Origin of the sequence: Streptosporangium sp. NPDC049644, assembly GCF_040675205.1 — a bacterium.
In the GTDB taxonomy this organism is placed as follows: domain Bacteria; phylum Actinomycetota; class Actinomycetes; order Streptosporangiales; family Streptosporangiaceae; genus Streptosporangium; species Streptosporangium fukuiense.
In genome coordinates this window covers 44,442-63,917 of record NZ_JBFAOJ010000026.1, presented here as the reverse complement: position 1 = coordinate 63,917, position 19,476 = coordinate 44,442, and the positions used below count along the sequence as shown (strand labels likewise).

The window sequence follows — 19,476 nt, the reverse complement described above, 5'->3', positions numbered from 1 at the left end:
GTAGGAGCTGCTCGGATATGAGCGCGCGCCGTTATGCTTTGACATGCTTGGGAGAGTGGTACGGCCTGTTGACCGTGGCTTCGCCGTGGCCGGCGAGGGTTTTGGTCTCCTGAAGCGTTGATCGTGCTCACGGTCAGGTCGCCCAGAGTTGCGGGGAGACCTTAAACGCTCGTGGAGTCGGTGTGAGACCGGGCCGCAAGGCCGGGCGGTCGGCGGTGAAGCGAGAACTCCCACGAGGGAGAACGTCCGCGTCGTAAGGCGCGGACTGCCCGACAATGCGCTGACCAGCGTTAACTGGAAGGCAACGGCAGCGGACACGACGCAAAGGGTGGAGCTGGAGTGGGCGACCTTGTCAAGATCTTCAAAGCGTACGACGTTCGTGGCGTCGTGCCGGACGAGCTCGACGAGGAGACCGCCGAAGCGATCGGCGCGGCCTTTGTGGAAGTGACCGGGGCCGAGACCGCCGTGGTGGCGCACGACATGCGTGAGTCGTCGGCGCCGCTGGCGGCGGCCTTCACCAGGGGGGCCGTCTCGCGGGGAGCCGACGTGGTCCATGCCGGGCTGGGCTCCACGGACCTGCTCTACTACGCGAGTGGCAGTCTCGGCCTGCCCGGGGTGATGTTCACGGCCAGCCACAATCCGGCCCGCTACAACGGCATGAAGATGTGCAGGGCAGGCGCCGTGCCGATCGGCGGGGAGACCGGGCTCATCGAGATCCGTGACCGGGCCGCCGCGATCCTGGCGTCGGGCGGCCTCGGCGGGCAGGGGGGTGGGACGGTCTCCGGGCGCGACCTGCTGCGCGGTTACGCCGATCACCTGCGCGGCCTGGTCGACCTTTCCGGCATCCGGCCGCTGCGGGTCGTGGTCGACGCGGGGAACGGGATGGGCGGGCACACGGTCCCGACGGTCTTCGAGGGGCTGCCCATCGAGCTGACCGCCCTATACTTCGAGCTCGACGGCACCTTCCCCAACCACGAGGCCAACCCCATCGAGCCGGACAACCTGCGCGACCTGCAGAAGACGGTGCTCGATGTGGGCGCCGACATCGGACTGGCCTTCGACGGCGACGCGGACCGTTGCTGGGTGGTCGACGAGCGCGGCGAATCGGTCTCGCCGTCCACGATCACCGCGCTGGTCGCCGCCCGGGAGCTGGTGAAGCACCCCGGCGCCGTGATCATTCACAATCTGATCACCTCCAGGGGCGTTCCGGAGATCGTCACCGAACTCGGCGGCCGGCCGGTCCGCACCCGCGTGGGTCACTCGTTCATCAAGGCCGAGATGGCCGAGACCGGCGCGGTGTTCGGCGGCGAGCACTCCGCCCACTACTACTTCAGGGACTTCTGGTTCGCCGACTCCGGCATGCTGGCCGCGCTGCACGTGCTGGCCGCGCTGGGCGAGCAGGAGAAGCCGCTCTCGGAGATACTGGCCGGATACACCCGCTACGCGGCCTCCGAAGAGATCAACAGTACGGTCGCCGACCAGGTCGCGGCGACGGAGCGGGTTCGCGAGGCGTTCGCCACCCGTGACGGCGTCACCTTCGACGAGCTGGACGGCCTGACCGTCTCCGGCCCGGGATGGTGGTTCAACCTCCGTCCGTCCAACACAGAGCCGCTGCTCAGGCTGAACGCCGAGGCGGCAGACGAGATTCAGATGGCAGCGGTCAGGGACGAGGTCCTTGCTGTCGTGAGGAGCTGAACGAGTGAAGATCGACGACTGGTTGCTGGAGATCCTGGCCTGCCCCAACTGCAAGTCCCCGCTGCGAGCCGAGCCCGAGGTGGACGAGCTGTCCTGCACCTCCGCCTCCTGCGGCCTGGTCTACCCGGTCCGGGACGACATCCCGGTCCTGCTGGTCGACGAGGCCCGGAAGTCGTGAACTGGGAGCCCGATCGGCTCGACGACGGAAAACAGCCGGCCGACGGTGACCCGTCGGGCATGCTGCGGGCGGTGGCCGACTCGGCCGCGCAGGTCCGCACCTCCCACCGGGTCGCCATGGAGTCGGGCCTGTCCGCACTCGCCGAGGACGGCCGGCCCCGGGCGATCGTGGTCGCCGGCGTGGGCGGTTCCGGCATCGCCGGTGACGTCCTCGACGTGGTGTGCGGCCACGGGGCCCCGCTGCCGATCGTGACGGTCAGGTCCTACCGGCTGCCCGGCTGGATCGGCGCGACCGACCTGGTGATCGCGGTGTCGCACTCCGGCAGAGCCGAGGAGACGCTCACGGTTGCCGCCGAGGCGGTCCGCCGCGGTTGCCGCCTGCTCGCCGTCGGCGCCCCCGAATCTCCGCTCCACGCGATCGCCAGGCAGGCGGGAGCGCCGTTCGTGCCCGTCACGGACGGCGGCCGGCCGCGTGCCTCGCTGTGGGCGCTGTCGGTCCCGCTGGTCGTCGCCGCCGCCGGATTCGGCCTGGTCGAGGCGGGCGAGCAGGTGTTCGAGGGGGTGGCCAAGCGCCTTGAGGACCTCGCGCACCGCTGCCGTCCGACGAGCGAGTCGTTCATCAATCCCGGCAAGTCGCTCGCCATGGAGATCGCCGAGACCGTGCCGATGATCTGGGGATCCTCCCCGGTGGCGGCCGTCGCGGCCCACTGGTGGGCCTGCGGGCTCAACATGAACGGTAAGTATCCGGCGATGTGGGGAGAGCTCCCCGAGGTCGACCACAACCAGGTGGCCGCCCTCGACGGCCCGCTCGCCCACCGCGACATCTTCGCCGACGAGAGCGGCAGGTCGCTCCGGCTGTTCGTGCTGCGCGACGTGGACGAGCACCCCCGGGTCGTACGGCACCGGGAGGCGTCGGTGCGGCTGGCGGAGGATCGTGGCGTTCCGGTCACCCAGATCGCCGCCGAGGGGGAGCACCCGCTGGAGCGGCTCGCCACGCTGACCGCACTCGGAGACTTCGCGAGTACCTACCTCGCTCTCGGGTACGGGATCGACCCGACCACTGTGTCGGCGATCACAGAGGTCAGGTCGAGGATTTCGCAATAGGATCCTGTCTCATCTTTACCAGAGCAAATGAGCTGAGCGGAGGCTGCCGTGAGCGCGGGCGGCGGTACCAAGGCAATCATCGCGGCGTTGGCCGCCAACCTGTCGATCGCGGTGGCCAAATTCGTGGCGTTTCTCTTCACGGGTTCGTCATCGATGCTCGCCGAGTCGGTCCACTCGGTGGCCGACTCGGGCAACCAGGCCCTGCTGCTGGTGGGCGGGAAGCGCGCGCAGCGCGCGCGCACGCCCCAGCATCCCTTCGGGTACGGCCGGGAACGCTACTTCTACGCGTTCGTGGTGGCGGTCGTGCTGTTCACCATCGGCGCGGTGTTCTCGCTCTACGAGGGCTGGCACAAGATCTCCGAACCGGAGGAGCTCACCTCCCCGATATGGGCCTTCGGTGTGCTGATCTTCGCGATCATCGCCGAGGCGTTCTCGTTCAGGACGGCGATCATCGAGTCCAACACGGTCCGGGGGAACCAGACGTGGGTGCAGTTCATCCGCCGCGCCAAGTCGCCCGAACTGCCGGTCATCGTGCTTGAGGATCTGGGGGCGCTGCTCGGCCTGCTCTTCGCGCTCTTCGGCGTGACGATGGCCGTGGTGACCGGCGACCCCGTCTGGGACGGCATCGGCACCCTGATGATCGGTGTGCTGCTGGCCGTCATCGCGGTCATCCTGGCGATCGAGACCAAGTCGCTGCTGATCGGCGAGGGCGCCGGTCCCGAGGTCGAGGTGCGCATCGCGCAGGCCCTGGAGAGCGCGCCCGAGGTGACCCGGGTCATCCACATGCGCACGCTCCACCTGGGCCCGGAGGAGATCCTGGTCGCCGCCAAGATCGCGGTGGATCACGACGACACGGCCGCCGAGGTGGCCAGGGGCATCGACGAGGCCGAGCAGCGCGTCCGCGCCGCCGTCCCCGAGGCCCGGGTCATCTACCTGGAGCCCGACCTGGACAGAGCCAGGGTCAACGACTCAGTCTGAACCCGGACGGGACGCCTGAGGGCGCTGGAGCAGTCGCAGCGCCTTCTCCTTCTCGAAGTCCAGGGCCCTGCGGGGTGCCTGGAGACGGCCGATCCGCAGCCCCAGGTCCCTTACCGCCTGGGCGACCGCGGGCTCGCTCAGCGTTCGCAGCGCGAAGGCCAGCTCGGCGGGGGAGATGTCGAACCGTTTCTCCAACTCGACGCTCTGGGCGACGGCGGAGAGCTCCTCGGGGCCGAACCGCCGGTGCGCGCCCTGGTTTCTGATCTCCGGGAGCAGGCCGAGCGCCTCGCGGTAGCGGAGCATCCGGGGGGACATGCCCAGCCTCCTGGCGGCCTCGGTGATCCGCATCGCCGCCCCTCTCTGATGGATTTTCGGGAAAGCTTACATTCTTGTGTCAGGTTACCCGCTCAGAGGGTGCGCGGAGGCTCCCCGGACGCCTAAACTCGCAACCGTCGACTTTTCCGGTGGAGTGGCGAGCCCGGCCCGAGAGCGAAGCGTGATCGCGAGACGAGCGCGATCGGCGAGGGTGTGAGGCGGACGCCGCCCATCAACCAGAGGGGTAACCACACATGGACTTCAAGGTCGCCGACCTTTCCCTTGCGGCCTTCGGGCGCAGGGAGATCCAGCTCGCCGAGCACGAGATGCCGGGTCTGATGGCCGTCCGCGAGGAGTACGCCAAGGCCCAGCCGCTGGCCGGGGCGAAGATCATGGGCTCGCTGCACATGACCATCCAGACCGCCGTGCTCATCGAGACCCTGGTCGCGCTCGGCGCGGAGGTCCGCTGGGTGAGCTGCAACATCTTCTCCACCCAGGACCACGCCGCCGCCGCCGTGGTCGTCGGCCCCGAAGGCACCCCCGAGGACCCCAAGGGCGTCCCGGTCTTCGCCTGGAAGGGCGAGACGCTGGAGGAGTACTGGTGGTGCACCGAGCAGGCACTGGCGTGGCCCGGCGGTGACGGCCCCAACATGATCCTCGACGACGGCGGCGACGCCACCCTGCTCGTCCACAAGGGGGCCGAGTACGAGAAGGCCGGCGCCGTGCCCAGCACGGGAGAGGACGACCCGGAGGAGTGGGGCATCATCCTCGACCTGCTCCGCCGCACGGTCACCGACGAGGGCCGCTGGACCCAGATCGCCTCGCGCATCAAGGGCGTCACCGAGGAGACCACCACCGGTGTGCACCGCCTGTACGAGATGTTCAAGGCCGGCACGCTGCTCTTCCCGGCGATCAACGTCAACGACTCGGTGACCAAGTCCAAGTTCGACAACAAGTACGGCTGCCGCCACTCGGTGCTCGACGGCCTCAACCGCGCCACCGACGTGCTGATCGGCGGCAAGGTGGCGGTCGTCGCCGGCTACGGCGATGTCGGCAAGGGCTGTGCCGAGGCGCTCAAGGGCCAGGGGGCCCGGGTGATCATCACCGAGATCGACCCGATCTGCGCGCTTCAGGCCGCCATGGATGGCTTCCAGGTCACCACGCTGGACGAGGTCGTCGGCATCGCCGACATCTTCGTCACCACGACCGGCAACTTCAACATCATCACGGCCGACCACATGGCCCAGATGAAGCACAACGCGATCGTGTCCAACATCGGTCACTTCGACAACGAGATCGACATGGCCGGTTTGGCCAGGATTCCCGGCATCGAGAAGACCGAGGTCAAGCCGCAGGTCCACACCTGGCGCTTCCCCGACGGCAAGCAGATCATCGTGCTCGCCGAGGGCCGCCTGATGAACCTGGGCTGCGCCACCGGTCACCCCTCGTTCGTCATGTCCAACTCCTTCACCAACCAGGTGATCGCGCAGATCGAGCTGTTCACCAAGACCGGTGAGTACCCGATCGGCGTCTACGTGCTGCCCAAGCACCTGGACGAGAAGGTCGCCCGCCTCCACCTCGACGCCCTCGGGGTGAAGCTCACCAAGCTCACCAAGGCGCAGGCCGAGTACATCGGCGTGGACGTCGAGGGTCCCTACAAGCCCGAGCACTACCGTTACTGACACCTGCGGTCAGGTCTCATCGGGCCCCCGCGGCGTCGCGGGGGCCTTCGGGCGATCTGGTGGGCGATCTGGGGAGAGACGTGGACAGCGCTCTGGTGGCCGCGGGTGAGCGGAGGATCGGGTGGGCGGCGCGGGCGATGCCGGTGCTCACCGCCCTCGGTGAGCGGTTCGCCGCCGAGCGGCCGCTGGAAGGGCTGCGGATCGCCGCGTGCCTGCACGTCACCGCCGAGACCGCGGTGCTCATGGGCACGCTCAGGGCGGGCGGGGCTGAGATCGCCCTGGCCGCGTCGAACCCCCTGTCCACCCAGGACGACGTCGCCGAGGCGCTCCGTGACTACGGCGTCGTCGTGCACGCGCGGGCGGGGGTCACCAGGGACGTCTACTACCAGCACATCCACCAGGCGCTCGACATCGCCCCCGACATCGTCCTGGACGACGGCTGCGATCTGGTCAACATCCTGCACACCGAGCGGACCGAGCTGCTGCGGACGGTGTCCGGGGGATGCGAGGAGACCACCACCGGCATCATCAGGCTCCGCCAGATGGCCGCTGAGGGGGCACTGAGGTTCCCCGTGGTGGCGGTCAACGACACGCGGACGAAGCGGATGTTCGACAACCGCTACGGCACCGGCCAGTCGACCATGGACGGCATCATGCGCGCCACGAACACGCTGCTCGCGGGTAAGACCGTGGTGGTCGCCGGCTTCGGCTACTGCGGCCGGGGCGTCGCCGAGCGGGCCAGGGGCCTGGGCGCGCGGGTGGTGGTGACCGAGATCGACCCCGTCAAGGCGCTGGACGCCCTGCTGCAGGGCTACGACGTACGGTCGATGGCGGCGGCCGCTCGCGCCGGAGACGTGTTCGTCACGGTCACCGGCAACCGCGACGTGATCAGGGGCGAGCACCTGGCGGAGATGAAGGACGGCGCGATCCTCGCCAATGCCGGGCACTTCGATGTCGAGATCGACGTCCGCGCCCTGGACGGCCTGGCGCAGGAGATCCACCGGGGGGTACGCCCCAACACCGATGAGTACGTTCTCGTGGACGGTCGCAGGATCCTGCTGCTCGCCGAGGGCCGCCTGGTGAACCTGACGGCCGCCGAGGGGCATCCCGCCGCGGTCATGGACATGTCCTTCTCCGCGCAGGCGCTCTCGGTGGCCTGGCTGGCCCGTGAGCGGCTTCGGCTGGAGCCCGGGGTCTACGACGTGCCGGGGGAGATCGACGTGGAGGTGGCGCGGCTCAAGCTGGCCGCGGCCGGGATCGAGATGGACGAGCTCACCTCCGAGCAGGGGGAGTACCTCCACTCGTGGCGGCTCGGCTCGTAGTCACGCCCGCGCTCCGCGCATCGCCCTGAACGCATCGGGCAGGCCGCGCGGGGGTTCATGACTCTGTCCGCCCTGGCGACGGAGCCGTTCACGAAGGGGAGCGGTTCAAAGCTCGGCCTGCATCTCCTGCATCCTGCGGATCTCGGCGCTCTGGGTGACCGAGACGTCGTTGGCCAGCTCCTCGATCCGTACGTGTGAGCCGGAGGTCAGGACCTGCTCGGACATCGTGATGGCGCCCTGGTGGTGCGCGGTCATGAGCTGGAGGAAGAGCCGGTCGAAATCCTTGCCAGAGGCGGCCTTGAGCGCCTCCATCTGCTCGGGTGTGGCCATGCCGGGCATGTCGCCGTGCCCGGCGTGGTGTTCGGGAACCCGCTGACCCTGCTGCTGGAGCCAGGTGGTCATGAACTGGATCTCCGGCCCCTGCGCGTCCTTGATGCGAGAGGCCAGGCCCTTCAGTTTGGTGTGCTCGGACCGGGTCGGGGCCAGGGAGGACATGTCGAGGGCCTGACGGTGGTGAACGATCATGTCCTGGACGTACTTCACGTCGGCCGCGTTGGGGGTGGGCAGGGGCACGAGCGTGGCGGCCTCGCCCGGGTCGACGGTCCTGGCGACCTCACCCGGCCTGCCTGGGACGATCACCGGCGCCGAGGCCTGGGGGGCCGCGGACGGTTTCGGTTCCGAAGTGCACGCGCTGAGAGACAGTGCGGCGATCACGGCGATGAGCGCGACGCGCACCCGGTCTCCTTGCTGAATGTCCATTGACGTCCTTCCACGGCCGGAAGGCCGGGGATCTCGGCTTCCGATCTGCCGGTCGGATCTGTCGATCCGCAGGCCGGCGCGCCCGAAGCCGCCCCGCACGGACACGGCATCTGGAACGCCATGTCCAACGTGGCCGCCGCGGAACACCCCAACCCTAACGGGTCGGGCCGATGTGACGAGAGGGGGCTCGTCACCGAAGATACGCGGCATTTCGGACTGTCTGTCCAGTGCCGCAAGACCGTAAACCCTCTTGGGGCGGTCCGTAAAGGCCGCATGTCGAAAACAGTTGCTGACACTGTGACGGCTTGCCTGACCGACTGTGCAGGATGAACGATTTAGGTATTTATGCACGCTTTATCAGTGCATGTAGCTAGGAGGTTCACGAGTGTCCACCCCCTCTGGGAAGGGCCTGACCGGCCGTTTCCTGTTCGTGGCCGGAGTCGCCGTCGCCACGGTGCTGGCCGCGGTGCCCGCACAGGCCGCCGACATCCCGGCGCCCGGCGAGATCGCCAAGAGCGCGAACATCGAGCACGTCACCAACGTGCCCAAGCCTGCCAACCTGACGGACATCAACACCGACATGGCGTTCCAGGGCGACTACGCCTTCGTCGGTAACTACAGCGGCTTCTCGATCTACGACATCAAGAACCCGAAGAAGACCTCGGTGGTCAGCTCGGTGGTCTGCCCCGGCGGCCAGATGGACCTGTCGGTCTACGGCGACCTGCTCTTCGCCGCGGTCGACTCCTCGCGCAACAACGACTCCTGCAGCAGCGTCGGCCAGAGCGCCGCGAACAAGGACTCGTGGGAGGGCGTCCGGATCTTCGACGTCAGCGACAAGAAGAACCCCCAGTACGTCAAGGCGGTCGAGACCAACTGTGGTTCGCACACCCTGACGGTGGTTCCCGGCAAGGGCAGGGACAAGAAGAACGTCTACGTCTACGTCTCCTCCTACAGCCCGAGCGCGTCGTTCCCCGACTGCCAGCCGCCGCACGACAAGATCTCGATCATCAAGGTGCCGGTGAAGGACCCGGCGTCCGCCTCGGTCGTGGCCACGCCGGTCCTGTTCCCGGACGGCGGTAACCCCGGCGAGAGCCTGCCGTACCCCTACCGCACCTCGGCGACGAGCGGCTGCCACGACATCACCGCCTATCCGGAGAAGAACATCGCGGCCGGCGCCTGCATGGGCGAGGGCGTCCTGATGGACATCTCCAACCCGGTCGACCCGAAGGTCACCGCCACGGTCCGTGACGACGAGAACTTCGCGTTCTGGCACTCGGCGACCTTCAACAACGAGGGCACCAAGGTCGTCTTCACCGACGAGCTCGGCGGCGGCAGCGCGGCCACCTGCAACGAGGCGATCGGCCCGAACCGCGGCGCCAACGCCTACTACGACATCGAGGGCGGCCAGTTCGCCTTCAAGGGCTACTTCAAGATTCCCCGCCACCAGGACGACACCGAGAACTGTGTCGCGCACAACGGCTCGCTGATCCCGGTCAAGGGCAAGGACATCATGGTCCAGGCCTGGTACCAAGGCGGCATCTCGGTCGTGGACTTCACCGACTCGGCCAACGCCAAGGAGATCGCCTTCTTCGAGCGCGGCCCCGACAGCGCCCACAGGCTCAGCGGTGGCTTCTGGTCCGCGTACTACTACAACGGCCACATCTACGGCAGTGACTTCAACCTTGGTCTTGACGTTCTGAAGATCAATGACAAGCTCACCGACAAGGCCGGCAAGGTCAAGTTCAAGGACCTGAACCCGCAGACCCAGGGCTCCTACCATCCCGACAACAAGGGTCACTGACCTTTGAACCGATGGCCACCGGGCACCCGACGGGTGCCCGGTGGCCATCACCCGTTACGGGGTGGAGTGCCGGGGAGAATCGAAAAAGGAGGTAGACCGTAAACTTTTCCAGGGCCCCTGTAAAGGGACTGAATCATATTTTATTGTGACAAAGTCATGTCTTGTTGATCTGGGTGTCAGAGCAGACGGTTTGCTAATTTATGCATGCCTTATGTCTGTTCCAAGGAGGCACCCGAGTGCTCGCTCCACGAAGGACCGTCAGGGCGTTGGTCGTGGCGGCGACGGCCGCCGCGCTGCTGATGACCACGGTCTCCGCGCAGGCCGCCGACATCCCCCCACCCGGCGAGGTCGTCACCAGCCCCAACGTGACGCACGTGGCCACCCTGCCCAAGCTTCCCGGCCTTGAGACCACCGTCAACAGCGACATCGCCTTCCAGGGCGACTACGCCTACGTCGGCAACTACGGCGGTTTCTCGATCTACGACATCAGGAACCCGAAGCGGGCCAAGCTCGTCAGCGGTGTTCTGTGCCCCGGCTCCCAGATGGACGTCTCCGTCTACGGCGACCTGTTGTTCGGCGCGGTCGACGCCTCCCGCAGTGACGACTCCTGTAACAGCGTCGGCCAGGGTGCCGACATCAAGGAGTCATGGGAGGGCGTCCGGATCTTCGACATCAGCGACAAGAAGAACCCCAAGTACATCAAGGCGGTGGAAACCGCCTGTGGCTCGCACACCCTGACGCTGGTTCCCGGCAAGGGCAGGGACAAGAAGAACGTCTACCTGTACGTCTCCTCCTACGCCCCGAGCGACTCGTTCCCCGACTGCCTGCCGCCGCACGACAAGATCTCGATCATCAAGGTGCCGCTGCGCAAGCCGACCGACGCGGCCGTGGTCAGCACGCCGGTCGTCTTCCCCGACGGAGGCAACGAGACGCAGCCCGGCCTGCTGCGCCCGACCAGCGGCTGCCACGACATCACCGTCTACGCGGAGAAGGACATCGCGGCCGGAGCCTGCATGGGGGACGGCGTCCTGTTCGACATCTCCGACCGGGAGAAGCCGGTGGTCACCGCGCGGACCACCGACCCGAACTTCGCGTTCTGGCACTCGGCGACGTTCAACAACCGGGGCACCAAGGTCGTCTTCACCGACGAGCTCGGCGGCGGTGGCGCGGCCACCTGCAACGAGGCGATCGGCCCGAACCGCGGTGCCGACGCCATCTACGACATCGTCCGCGGCAAGCTGGTCTTCAGGAGCTACTTCAAGATCGGCCGCTACCAGGCCGACACCGAGAACTGTGTCGCGCACAACGGCTCGCTGATCCCGGTCAAGGGCAAGGACATCCTGGTCCAGGCCTGGTACCAGGGCGGCGTCTCCTTCGTGGACTTCACCGACTCGGCCCGCCCGCAGGAGTTCGGCTTCTTCGAGCGCGGTCCCGAGCCGAGCGGCGGGGGCGGCGGCATCTGGTCGGCGTACTACTACAACGGCTATGTCTACGCCAGCGACTTCTACCGGGGCCTGGAGGTCATCAAGATCGACGACCGCCGCACCGACCCGGCCAGGAACGTGCGCCTGGACCGGCTGAACGTGCAGACCCAGGCCTCCTACCAGGGCGGTCACTGAACGTCCTGAGGTGAGTTCGCAGGTCTGCTGAGAAGAGGGATGGCGGGTCTCCCGCCATCCCTCTTCGCCTGCCGGGCGCCGGTGGCGCCGTGTTCCCGTGACTCGCCCGCGGACGGCGTACGAGCGGTCGTCGTCGGGGAACGGCGAAGGCGATGTCTCGCCGCCCGTGCGAGGTGCCTGTCCGGGACGGTCAGGCCGGAGGGACGAAACCGCCCGGCGTGGGGCCGGGGGCCTGCTCGACGGGCCGGGTCGCGGGGGGCGGTGGCGCCGGATGCGGCGGCCCGGCCGGGGGCGGGAGCGGGATCCGCGGCTGTGACGGCCGGTAGGCCGGCCGGTCGTAGGGCTCGGGGGCGGCCCCGGGAGGGGCGTACGGCCGCTCTCCGCTTCCGGGAGGCGCATAGGGCCGGGGCGAGGCGTGGCCGGACCACTGCTGGACGGGCCGGGGCGTGCCGGTCCGCTGCGCCAGGCGCGCCTGCTCGCGGCGCCGGCGTTCGGCCAGGACGGCGGTGAGGTAGGCGAACGGCGGCACTCCGGGCGGGGCGGGCGGGGACACGAAGGCCGACATCTCGGTGGCGATGCGCACCCCCATCCCGTGCTGCACCGCGGGGGCCAGATCGTGCCAGCGCATGAGGTACTGCCGCGCGGTGGCCGCGACCTGCTCGGGCAGCCGCGACAGCTCCAGCGTCGCCGCCCAGGAGGCGAGCTGAGGCGGCATGTCCAGCGGAGGCCCGTACTGCCGCGGGGCACGCTCGGAGATCACGATGGTGCCGGAGAAGACGTCGCCGAGCCGCTTGCCCCTTTCCGAGATCAGCGAGCTGATCAGCGCGGGGGCGCCACTGAGCATCCAGAACTCCAGGACCCCGGCCAGCCCGCGGAACAGGGCCTGCCGGAACCGCTCGGGACCGCCGTCATCGCTGACGACCCGAAGCCCGAGGGCGAGCTTGCCCAGGCTGCGCCCGCGCGTGAGCGTCTCGAACACCACCGGGTATCCCACGATCACGAGCACGGTGAGCACGAGGTAGACCATCGTGGTCAGAGCAGGGTCGCTCAGCAGGCCCAGGCTGCCGACCAGCAGGGAGATCCCCAGCAGCATCAGGACCTGGACCGTCATGTCGATCAGCAGCGCCGCGGCCCTGCTCGGGAGCTGGGCGACGCGGACCTCGACGACCACGGCCTCGCCGGTTACGACATCGGACACAATCAGCACCCTACCCGTGACTGGATAGGCTGCCCGCGTGGACATCGACGCCTTCGTCACCGCGCACCGGCCCGCCTGGGACCGCCTTGAGGATCTGGTCCGGCGGCGTGGCTCGCTGGACGGCGCGGAGGTCGACGAGCTCGTCGACCTCTACCAGCGGGTGGCCACGCACCTGTCCCTGGTCCGCTCGGCCTCGGCGGACCCGATCCTGGTGGGCCGCCTGTCGGCGCTCGTCGCCCGCGCCCGTTCGGCGGTGACCGGGGCGCACACCCCGGCCTGGCGGGAGTTCGTCCGCTTCTTCACCGTCTCCTTCCCGGTGGTCGCCTACCGGGCCCGCTGGTGGTGGCTGGCCACCGCCGCCGCCTTCCTGCTGGTCTCCACGGTCGTCGCCGTCTGGGTGGCGCGAAACCCCGGCGTCCAGGCGGCGATCGCCACCCCGGAACAGATCACCCAGCTCGTCGAGCACGACTTCGCCGACTACTACTCGGAGAACCCGGCGACCTCCTTCGCCGGCCAGGTCTGGGTGAACAACGCCTGGGTCTCGATGCAGGTCATCATCATGTCCATCCTGCTCGGCCTGCCGATCCCGTACGTCCTGTGGGAGAACGCGGCCAACGTGGCCGTCTCCGCCGGGTTGATGGCCTCGCGCGGCAAGCTCGACATCTTCTTCGGCCTGATCACTCCGCACGGCCTGCTGGAGCTGACCGCGGTGTTCCTCGCCGCCGCCGTCGGCATGCGCCTCGGCTGGACGGTCGTGGACCCCGGCCCGCGCAGGCGCGTCGAGGCCCTGGCCGAGCAGGGCAGGGCCGTGATGAGCGTGGCGCTCGGCCTGGTCGTGGTGCTGCTGGTCTCCGGGCTGATCGAGGGGCTGGTCACCCCCTCGGGGCTGCCCACCTGGGCGCGGATCGGTATCGGGGTGGTCGCGGAGGCCGCCTTCCTGGCCTATGTGATCTTCTTTGGCCGCCGGGCCGTGGCCGCCGGCGAGACCGGCGACGTGGAGCGCGCCCCCGACCTCGCCCCGAGCGCCGGCTGAGTGCCCCGCCGGACCTCCCGGGCCCGCCGGCCTCGCCGAACGTGACGGCCCCGGGCTCGGACCCCCGGACGCGCCTCCAGGGCACCGGGACGACGATCAGAGCCGCCCGGACGCCTTCAGCGCCAGGTAGGCGTCGGCCAGGGCGGGGGCGAGCTGCTCGGGGGCGGCGTCCACCACCTCCACGCCCTGGCGGCGCAGCAGGGCGGTGATCCGCCGCCGCCCCGAGCTCAGCCGCTCGGCCGCCGCCGCGCCGTAGACCAGCTCGGAGGTGCCGCGCCCGGCGGCCATCTCGGCCACCTGCGGGTCGGAGACGGCGGCCAGGAGCACCAGATGCCGGGCGGAGAGCTGGGGGAGCACCGGCAGCAGGCCCTCCTCCAGCGCCGCCGGGTTGAGGTCGGTCAGCACGACGACCAGGCAGCGCCGCCTGGCCCGTGACATGACCGCGGCGACCATCCCGGCCGAGTCGGCCTCGACCAGCTCGGCCTCGATCGGAGCCATGGTGTTGACCAGCGAGGACAGCAGCTCCGTACGGCCGGTGCCGGACACCCAGGCGCGCACCGCGCGGTCGTGGGCCAGGAAGTCGACCCGGTCGCCCGCGCGGGAGGCCAGCGCGGCCAGGAGCAGCGCCGCGTCCATCGACCAGTCGAGGCGGGGCCAGCCGGGCACCACCCGCGCCCCGCCCTGCTGACCGCTCCTCGGTACCTCGCCGGCCAGCGGGATCGGGGCGGTGCCCACCCGCCCGGCCGAGGTACGGCCGGTGTCGAGCACGATCAGCACCCGCCGGTCGCGCTCCGGCCGCCAGGTGCGGACCACGACGTCGTTGCGGCGCGCGGTGGCCCGCCAGTCGATCGAGCGTACGTCGTCGCCGACCACGTACTCCCGCAGCGAGTCGAACTCGGTGCCCTGCCCCCTGACCATCGACGGATGCTGGCCCTCCAGCTCCCTGAGCCTGGACAGCTTGGCGGGCAGGTGCTTGCGGCTGAGGAAGGGCGGCAGCACCCGGACCGACCAGGGCACCCGGTGCGAGCCCTGGCGGCCCGCGATGCCCAGCGGTCCCAGCGCCCGCACCGTCACCGTGACCGCCTCGCGGTCACCCCTGCGGGTGGGGGTGAGCGTCGTGACCAGCCGGCGGCGCTCGCCGGCCGGCACGTCCAGCGGCAGGTGCCGGGGGGCGGCCCCGGCGGACGGGGGCCAGGCGTCCCTGAGCACGCCGCGCACCCTGCGGGGACCGGGGTTCTCCACGATCAGCTCGACCGCGACCGACTCACCGAGCCGTACCAGCCGCTCGCCCGAGCGGGTGAAGCGCAGCGGGCGCACGCTTCCGGCCAGCAGCAGGTCGATCACGACCAGCACCGCGATCAGCAGCGCCACCCCGGCCACGGCGGGCCCCCCACGGGGGGCGAACAGCACGACCAGGGTGCCCAGCAGGGCCAGCAGCGCGGCCCGTCCTGTCAGCGCCATCGGTCAGCGGGGTACGGGGACGGAGGCGAGGACGGCGTCGATGAGGCCGTCGGCGGTCGCGCCCTCCAGTTCGGCCTCGGGGCGCAGCTGGATCCGGTGCCGCAGCGCGGGCCTGGCCAGTGCCTTGACGTCGTCGGGCGTCACGTAGGCGCGGCCCGACAGCCACGCCCAGGCCCGCGCCCCGGCCAGCAGCGCGGTCGCGCCACGTGGTGAGACGCCGAGCTGGAGCGAGGGCGACTGGCGGGTGGCCCTGGCGATGTCCACGATGTAGCCGAGCACCTCGGGGCCCACGTGCACCTGGCTGACCGCCGTGCGTCCCGCGGCGAGGTCGGCGGCGGTGGCCACGGCCCTGATGTGCGACAGGTCGCGCGGGTCGAAGCCGAGCGCGTGCCGCTCCAGCACCGCGATCTCCTGGTCGCGGGGCGGCAGCGGGACGGTCAGCTTGAGCAGGAACCGGTCGAGCTGCGCCTCGGGCAGCTGGTAGGTGCCCTCGTACTCGACGGGGTTCTGGGTGGCGGCCACGATGAACGGGTCCGGCAGCCCGCGCGCCGTCCCCTCCACGCTGATCTGGCGCTCCTCCATCGCCTCCAGCAGCGCGGCCTGCGTCTTCGGAGGGGTTCTGTTGATCTCGTCGGCGAGCAGCAGGTTGGTGAAGACCGGCCCCTCGCGGAACTCGAACTCCGAGGTCTTCGCGTCGTAGATCAGCGAACCGGTGATGTCGCCCGGCATGAGGTCGGGGGTGAACTGCACGCGCTTGAAGTCGAGCGAGAGCGCCGCCGCCAGGGTGCGCACCAGCAGGGTCTTGGCGACGCCCGGCACGCCTTCGAGCAGCACGTGGCCCCGGCAGAGCAGCGCGATCACCAGCCCGGTGACCACGGCGTCCTGGCCGACGACCGCCTTGGCGACCTCGGCGCGCAGGGCTCCCAGCGCCTCCCTGGCGCCGTCCGCGCTCTGCGCGGCGGGTGCGCCGGGCGCGGTCCTGACGACGGAGGTCGCCTCGGCGAGATCGCCGTTCCCCGGTGGTGTGGTCACGACTTTCCGACCTGCCTTTCCACGATGTCCATGTATTCGGCCAGGGCTACCAGCCCCGCCTCGTCGAGTGGCGGAGGTCCGTACAGGGCGGCGCCCACATGTGGCGCCGGCTGGCCGGTCCGCTCGGCGATCGCGTTCACCAGCGCGTCGGCTCCCGCCCTTGAGGGCAGCCCGAGACGGGGGGTCACCCGGTCGATGAAGCCGGCGCGCAGGGCCGCGGCGGCCCGATCGCGGGCACGCCTCGCACGGTAGAGCCTGGCACGTCCCTCGACGGTCTCGGCCGCCCTGACGACGACGGGCAGCCGCTCGGCCACCACGGGCCCGAGCCTGCGGCCCCGCCAGAGCGCCAGCAGCAGCACCGCGACGAGCACCTGCACCACGGCCCATTTGACCCCACCGGGGATCAGGTCGTAGAAATCCGCTTCGCCACGTGCCGCCGAGGTGGTCTCGGGGGGCGTCAGCCAGATCAGGGTGGGGCGCCCGCCGGCGAGGTTCATCGCCAGCGCGGCGTTGCCGTCCTCGGCGAGCCGCAGGTTGGTCATGAACTGCCCGTCGCCCGCGACGGTGACCTTCCGGTCCCCGGTGGGGTGGAAGACCAGGGTGGGCCGCCCGTCGGCGGGGTAGCAGCCGGTCGCCCCGGCGGGCAGGGTGAACGCCGTGCCGCCGAGGTAGGCGCTGCCCGCCCTCGCCGCGGCCGGCAGCGCGCACCGGGGCTCGCGGGAGCGCGCCCGCACCTCCCGCGCCGGGCCCACCCCCGGCGCGAGCCGCTCCAGATGTGACCGTACGCCCACCAGCAGCAGGTCCGACGGTGTCGCGGCGAGCCGATCCGCCTTCGCCTCGTCGAGCGGGAAGGCGTCGCTCACCAGCAGGGTGCTGCCGGTGGAACCGGCCTGCCCGGCCTGGGACTCGGCCTCGGCGACCGAGGTGACCCGCGCGACCCGCACGCCCCGCGCCTGTAGCAGCCGGGCCAGGCCCTTGCCGCCGGACAGCGAGGTGTCGGCGGGGTCGAGGGGCCTTCCCGCTGGGCCGGAGCCGCCGAGCAGCACGCCGACGACGGCGACGGCGACCACCAGGATCGCCACCAGGAGGGCACCCCTGCCGCCGCGCCAGAGGTCGCGGGCGGTCGGCGAGGTGGAGGTCGACCCGGCTCGCTCGGGCGCGGCCAGGCTCATGGTGCCCCCATCCGTACGGGCGACGCCGGGCGGGCGGCGCGCAGGTGCTCGTCGAGAGCGCACATGACCCGGTACGCCTCGGGCGTGCCGGGCACCTCGCCGTAGGTGACGTCGTCGAACACCCGGGCCGCCGCGGCCAGTTCGGCGGCGAGCGCGGGTAGCGCGAGCCCGGCCTCGGCCGCCAGCTCCCCGGCGGTGCGGCCGGGCGTGGAGTCGACGATCACGCGGTCCTCCAGGTCGCGGGCGACGGCCCGGAGCCGCTCGCGGACCGCCTCGGCCCACCGCGCCTCCGCGGCCAGCCGCTCGGCGGCCTCGCGGTGTTCGGCGGCGGTGAGGCGGCGGTCACCACCGAAGAGACCCCCCGCGCGCGCGGAGGTACTCCTGGCGGTCCTGCGGGCGACCAGGAACACCGCGACGGCGATCCCGATCACGATCACGATGAGGACGGCTCGCGCCGCCAGGCTGCCGACGACGCCCGCGGACTCCTGGTCGAGCAGGTCGCCGAGGAACTGGTTCACCCCTCGCCACAGGCGGTCGACCAGGGGCTCCTTGGCGTACTCGGCTCCGAGCAGCTCCTGGATCGCCCGGCGTCGAGCCTCCTCGCGCCCGATGTCGATCGGGGACGCCGGGAACGGGGACGTCAGGAGTGGGACCACGGAGCTCCCTGGTCGGGGGACCCGTGCCGCGCGGGGCCGGGGGGCGTGACGGAGGGATCCCACAGATCGTCGGCCGAGGCGTGCACCCAGCCCTGCCGTCGCTGCTCGATCGCCGCGGTCTGGAGCACCAGGTCGAACGCCTCGGTGCGCATCCGCCGGTCGGCGTAGAGCAGGCCGTTGACCGCGGCCTGGAAGGGATAGGTGATCATCGCGCCGACGGTCGCGCCCACGGCGATGAGGACCGCCGTGGCGATCTGCGCCCCGAGGGAGTCTCCGCCCAGGAGGCCCAGGAGGCTCCCGCCCAGGGTGAACGGGAAGGAGAGCAACGTGCCGACCAGACCGGCGAGGATCTGGGTGAGCAGCAGGATGCCGAGGGTCCGCCAGAAGCCGCCGGAGACCAGGTTCCAGGACCTGCGCAGGGAGTCGACGACGCCGCGTCGTTCCAGCACCGCGGCCGCGGGGGCGAGCGCCAGCCGGGTGGTGATGAACAAGGCGTACGCCACGTAGGACAGCAGCGCCAGCAGGCCCACGATGACCACCGCGGGGAGTCCGGCACCGGCCGCGTCGAGCGCGGCGAACAGTCCGACGAACAGGAGCATCGGGGCGAGCACGGCCACCGTGCTGACGATCACCAGCCCGAACAGCGTGGGCACCCGGCTCCGGGTCAGCGCCCAGGCCTCGCCCGTCGTCATCTTGCCGCCGAAGACGGCGCGGCCCAGGATGCGCGTCAGCACGCCGGTCAGCAGCGTCACCGCCACGAGCTGCACCGCGTAAGAGAGCAGGGTGCCGCCGTACTGGGAGAGGAAGCTCATCTCCGGAAGGTTCGCCGGCGCCTCCGGGTCGCTCAGGTTCTCCAGGGTCGCCGCGGCGTCGCCCAGCAGGAGCGCCTGCCCGATCGCCACGGGGATCGCGCTCAGCGCCGCGGCGATCGCGGACAGGCCCAGGACGCTCTTGGGGTTGGAGCGGATCAGCTTGATCGCGCCGTCCAGGATGTCGCCCAGGCCGAGCGGGCGCAGCGGGATGATCCCGGGGCGCATCGCGGGGGGCTCCTGGCGTACGCCGTAGGGCGGCGAGCCATGGGGCGGCGGGCCGTAGGGGCCCTGCCGGTGCGGTGCCTGGCCGCGGGGTGGCCCGGGAGGCGGCGGGCCCGCGGGGGAGCCGGGGGCCGAGCCGGGTGCGGTCCACGGCGATCCCGGGGCATCGCCGTACGGCGGAGGTTGGTTGGACGCCCAGCCCGGGGGCGTACCGGGAGCGGAGCCGTGACCGTCTGACATATCCCAATCCTGGCATGTGGTCACACCGTTCGTGGTGATCGGGCGATCACGCGGACGTTTCATCTCCCCGAAGAGCGGCGGAGATGCCAGAGGGATGGCCGAGACGCCGTCGTTTACCGCAGACTGGGAGCGTGGTCATCGCCGCCCGGCGTTCGCAGTCGCCGGGACCGGTGGTGATCGTGCGGGGGCACCATTGCG

The 19,476-nt window shown here is 70.5% G+C and carries 17 protein-coding genes; 9 read left to right on the top strand and 8 right to left on the bottom strand.

Annotated features, from left to right (window positions below):
* The first annotated feature begins 339 nt into the window (after window positions 1-339).
* The 4 genes from AB0J58_RS17335 to AB0J58_RS17320 are packed head-to-tail and all read left to right on the top strand — an operon-like array spanning window position 340 to window position 3,954.
* On the top strand, window positions 340-1,695 hold the full coding sequence (locus AB0J58_RS17335) for a phosphomannomutase/phosphoglucomutase (protein ID WP_364216474.1): 1,356 nt from the start codon (window positions 340-342) through the stop codon (window positions 1,693-1,695).
* A gap of 4 nt (window positions 1,696-1,699) precedes the next feature.
* Entirely contained in the window at window positions 1,700-1,873 is a 174-nt protein-coding gene (locus tag AB0J58_RS17330) for a Trm112 family protein (RefSeq protein WP_012888128.1), read from the top strand.
* Window positions 1,870-2,976: an SIS domain-containing protein gene (locus tag AB0J58_RS17325; protein ID WP_364216471.1), complete on the top strand. Its 1,107-nt coding sequence runs from the start codon at window positions 1,870-1,872 to the stop codon at window positions 2,974-2,976. Before AB0J58_RS17330 ends, AB0J58_RS17325 begins: the two co-directional genes overlap by 4 nt.
* A gap of 48 nt (window positions 2,977-3,024) precedes the next feature.
* Window positions 3,025-3,954 (top strand): cation diffusion facilitator family transporter, encoded by a 930-nt coding sequence (locus tag AB0J58_RS17320; RefSeq protein WP_364216469.1) that lies wholly within the window; start codon window positions 3,025-3,027, stop codon window positions 3,952-3,954.
* Here the strand turns inward: AB0J58_RS17320 and AB0J58_RS17315 are convergent.
* Window positions 3,946-4,302, bottom strand: coding sequence for a MerR family DNA-binding transcriptional regulator (locus tag AB0J58_RS17315; protein ID WP_037969490.1), 357 nt, complete (start codon window positions 4,300-4,302; stop codon window positions 3,946-3,948). The genes AB0J58_RS17320 and AB0J58_RS17315 overlap by 9 nt on opposite strands.
* 221 nt (window positions 4,303-4,523) lie before the next feature.
* Here AB0J58_RS17315 and ahcY point away from each other — a divergent pair, with 221 nt between their 5' ends.
* On the top strand, window positions 4,524-5,951 hold the full coding sequence (gene ahcY / locus AB0J58_RS17310) for an adenosylhomocysteinase (protein ID WP_364216467.1): 1,428 nt from the start codon (window positions 4,524-4,526) through the stop codon (window positions 5,949-5,951).
* Window positions 5,952-6,031: 80 nt separating this feature from the next.
* Window positions 6,032-7,273 carry an adenosylhomocysteinase gene (locus AB0J58_RS17305; protein WP_343980285.1) on the top strand — a complete coding sequence of 414 codons (1,242 nt, stop codon included), beginning with the start codon at window positions 6,032-6,034 and terminating at the stop codon, window positions 7,271-7,273.
* Between the two features lie 105 nt (window positions 7,274-7,378).
* Here AB0J58_RS17305 and AB0J58_RS17300 read toward each other — a convergent pair whose 3' ends face one another.
* A complete protein-coding gene (locus tag AB0J58_RS17300; protein WP_364216464.1) occupies window positions 7,379-8,032 on the bottom strand; it encodes a DUF305 domain-containing protein in 654 nt (217 codons plus the stop codon).
* Window positions 8,033-8,417: 385 nt separating this feature from the next.
* Here AB0J58_RS17300 and AB0J58_RS17295 point away from each other — a divergent pair, with 385 nt between their 5' ends.
* The gene (locus AB0J58_RS17295) at window positions 8,418-9,833 is read left to right on the top strand and encodes a hypothetical protein (protein WP_364216461.1); all 1,416 of its coding nucleotides are present in this window, start codon (window positions 8,418-8,420) and stop codon (window positions 9,831-9,833) included.
* Between the two features lie 236 nt (window positions 9,834-10,069).
* A complete protein-coding gene (locus AB0J58_RS17290) occupies window positions 10,070-11,452 on the top strand; it encodes a hypothetical protein (RefSeq protein ID WP_364216458.1) in 1,383 nt (460 codons plus the stop codon).
* Window positions 11,453-11,642: 190 nt separating this feature from the next.
* On the opposite strand, the gene AB0J58_RS17285 is transcribed toward AB0J58_RS17290, so the two are convergent.
* The gene (locus AB0J58_RS17285; RefSeq protein ID WP_364216455.1) at window positions 11,643-12,650 is read right to left on the bottom strand and encodes an RDD family protein; all 1,008 of its coding nucleotides are present in this window, start codon (window positions 12,648-12,650) and stop codon (window positions 11,643-11,645) included.
* Between the two features lie 37 nt (window positions 12,651-12,687).
* On the opposite strand from AB0J58_RS17285, the gene AB0J58_RS17280 reads away from it, so the two are divergent.
* Window positions 12,688-13,683, top strand: a complete 996-nt coding sequence (locus AB0J58_RS17280; RefSeq protein ID WP_364216452.1) for a stage II sporulation protein M — start codon at window positions 12,688-12,690, stop codon at window positions 13,681-13,683.
* A 96-nt stretch (window positions 13,684-13,779) separates the two neighbouring features.
* On the opposite strand, the gene AB0J58_RS17275 is transcribed toward AB0J58_RS17280, so the two are convergent.
* The 5 genes from AB0J58_RS17275 to AB0J58_RS17255 all read right to left on the bottom strand — a co-directional run bounded on the left by AB0J58_RS17275 (window position 13,780) and on the right by AB0J58_RS17255 (window position 19,041).
* The gene (locus AB0J58_RS17275) at window positions 13,780-15,144 is read right to left on the bottom strand and encodes a DUF58 domain-containing protein (RefSeq protein WP_364216449.1); all 1,365 of its coding nucleotides are present in this window, start codon (window positions 15,142-15,144) and stop codon (window positions 13,780-13,782) included.
* 3 nt (window positions 15,145-15,147) lie between these two features.
* On the bottom strand, window positions 15,148-16,071 hold the full coding sequence (locus tag AB0J58_RS17270; RefSeq protein ID WP_364216555.1) for a MoxR family ATPase: 924 nt from the start codon (window positions 16,069-16,071) through the stop codon (window positions 15,148-15,150).
* A gap of 101 nt (window positions 16,072-16,172) precedes the next feature.
* Window positions 16,173-17,348 carry a DUF4350 domain-containing protein gene (locus AB0J58_RS17265; protein WP_364216446.1) on the bottom strand — a complete coding sequence of 392 codons (1,176 nt, stop codon included), beginning with the start codon at window positions 17,346-17,348 and terminating at the stop codon, window positions 16,173-16,175.
* Window positions 17,345-18,004 (bottom strand): DUF4129 domain-containing protein, encoded by a 660-nt coding sequence (locus AB0J58_RS17260; protein ID WP_364216443.1) that lies wholly within the window; start codon window positions 18,002-18,004, stop codon window positions 17,345-17,347. Before AB0J58_RS17260 ends, AB0J58_RS17265 begins: the two co-directional genes overlap by 4 nt.
* Window positions 17,989-19,041 (bottom strand): hypothetical protein, encoded by a 1,053-nt coding sequence (locus AB0J58_RS17255; protein ID WP_364216440.1) that lies wholly within the window; start codon window positions 19,039-19,041, stop codon window positions 17,989-17,991. Before AB0J58_RS17255 ends, AB0J58_RS17260 begins: the two co-directional genes overlap by 16 nt.
* Window positions 19,042-19,476: the final 435 nt, after the last annotated feature.

Coding starts and splice junctions, on each gene's coding strand:
- AB0J58_RS17275 (WP_364216449.1), bottom strand. CDS start 15,144: ATGGCGCTGACAGGACGGGCCGCGCTGCTGGCCCTGCTGGGCACCCTG.
- AB0J58_RS17315 (WP_037969490.1), bottom strand. CDS start 4,302: ATGCGGATCACCGAGGCCGCCAGGAGGCTGGGCATGTCCCCCCGGATG.
- AB0J58_RS17255 (WP_364216440.1), bottom strand. CDS start 19,041: ATGCGCCCCGGGATCATCCCGCTGCGCCCGCTCGGCCTGGGCGACATC.
- ahcY (WP_364216467.1), top strand. CDS start 4,524: ATGGACTTCAAGGTCGCCGACCTTTCCCTTGCGGCCTTCGGGCGCAGG.
- AB0J58_RS17265 (WP_364216446.1), bottom strand. CDS start 17,348: ATGAGCCTGGCCGCGCCCGAGCGAGCCGGGTCGACCTCCACCTCGCCG.
- AB0J58_RS17300 (WP_364216464.1), bottom strand. CDS start 8,032: ATGGACATTCAGCAAGGAGACCGGGTGCGCGTCGCGCTCATCGCCGTG.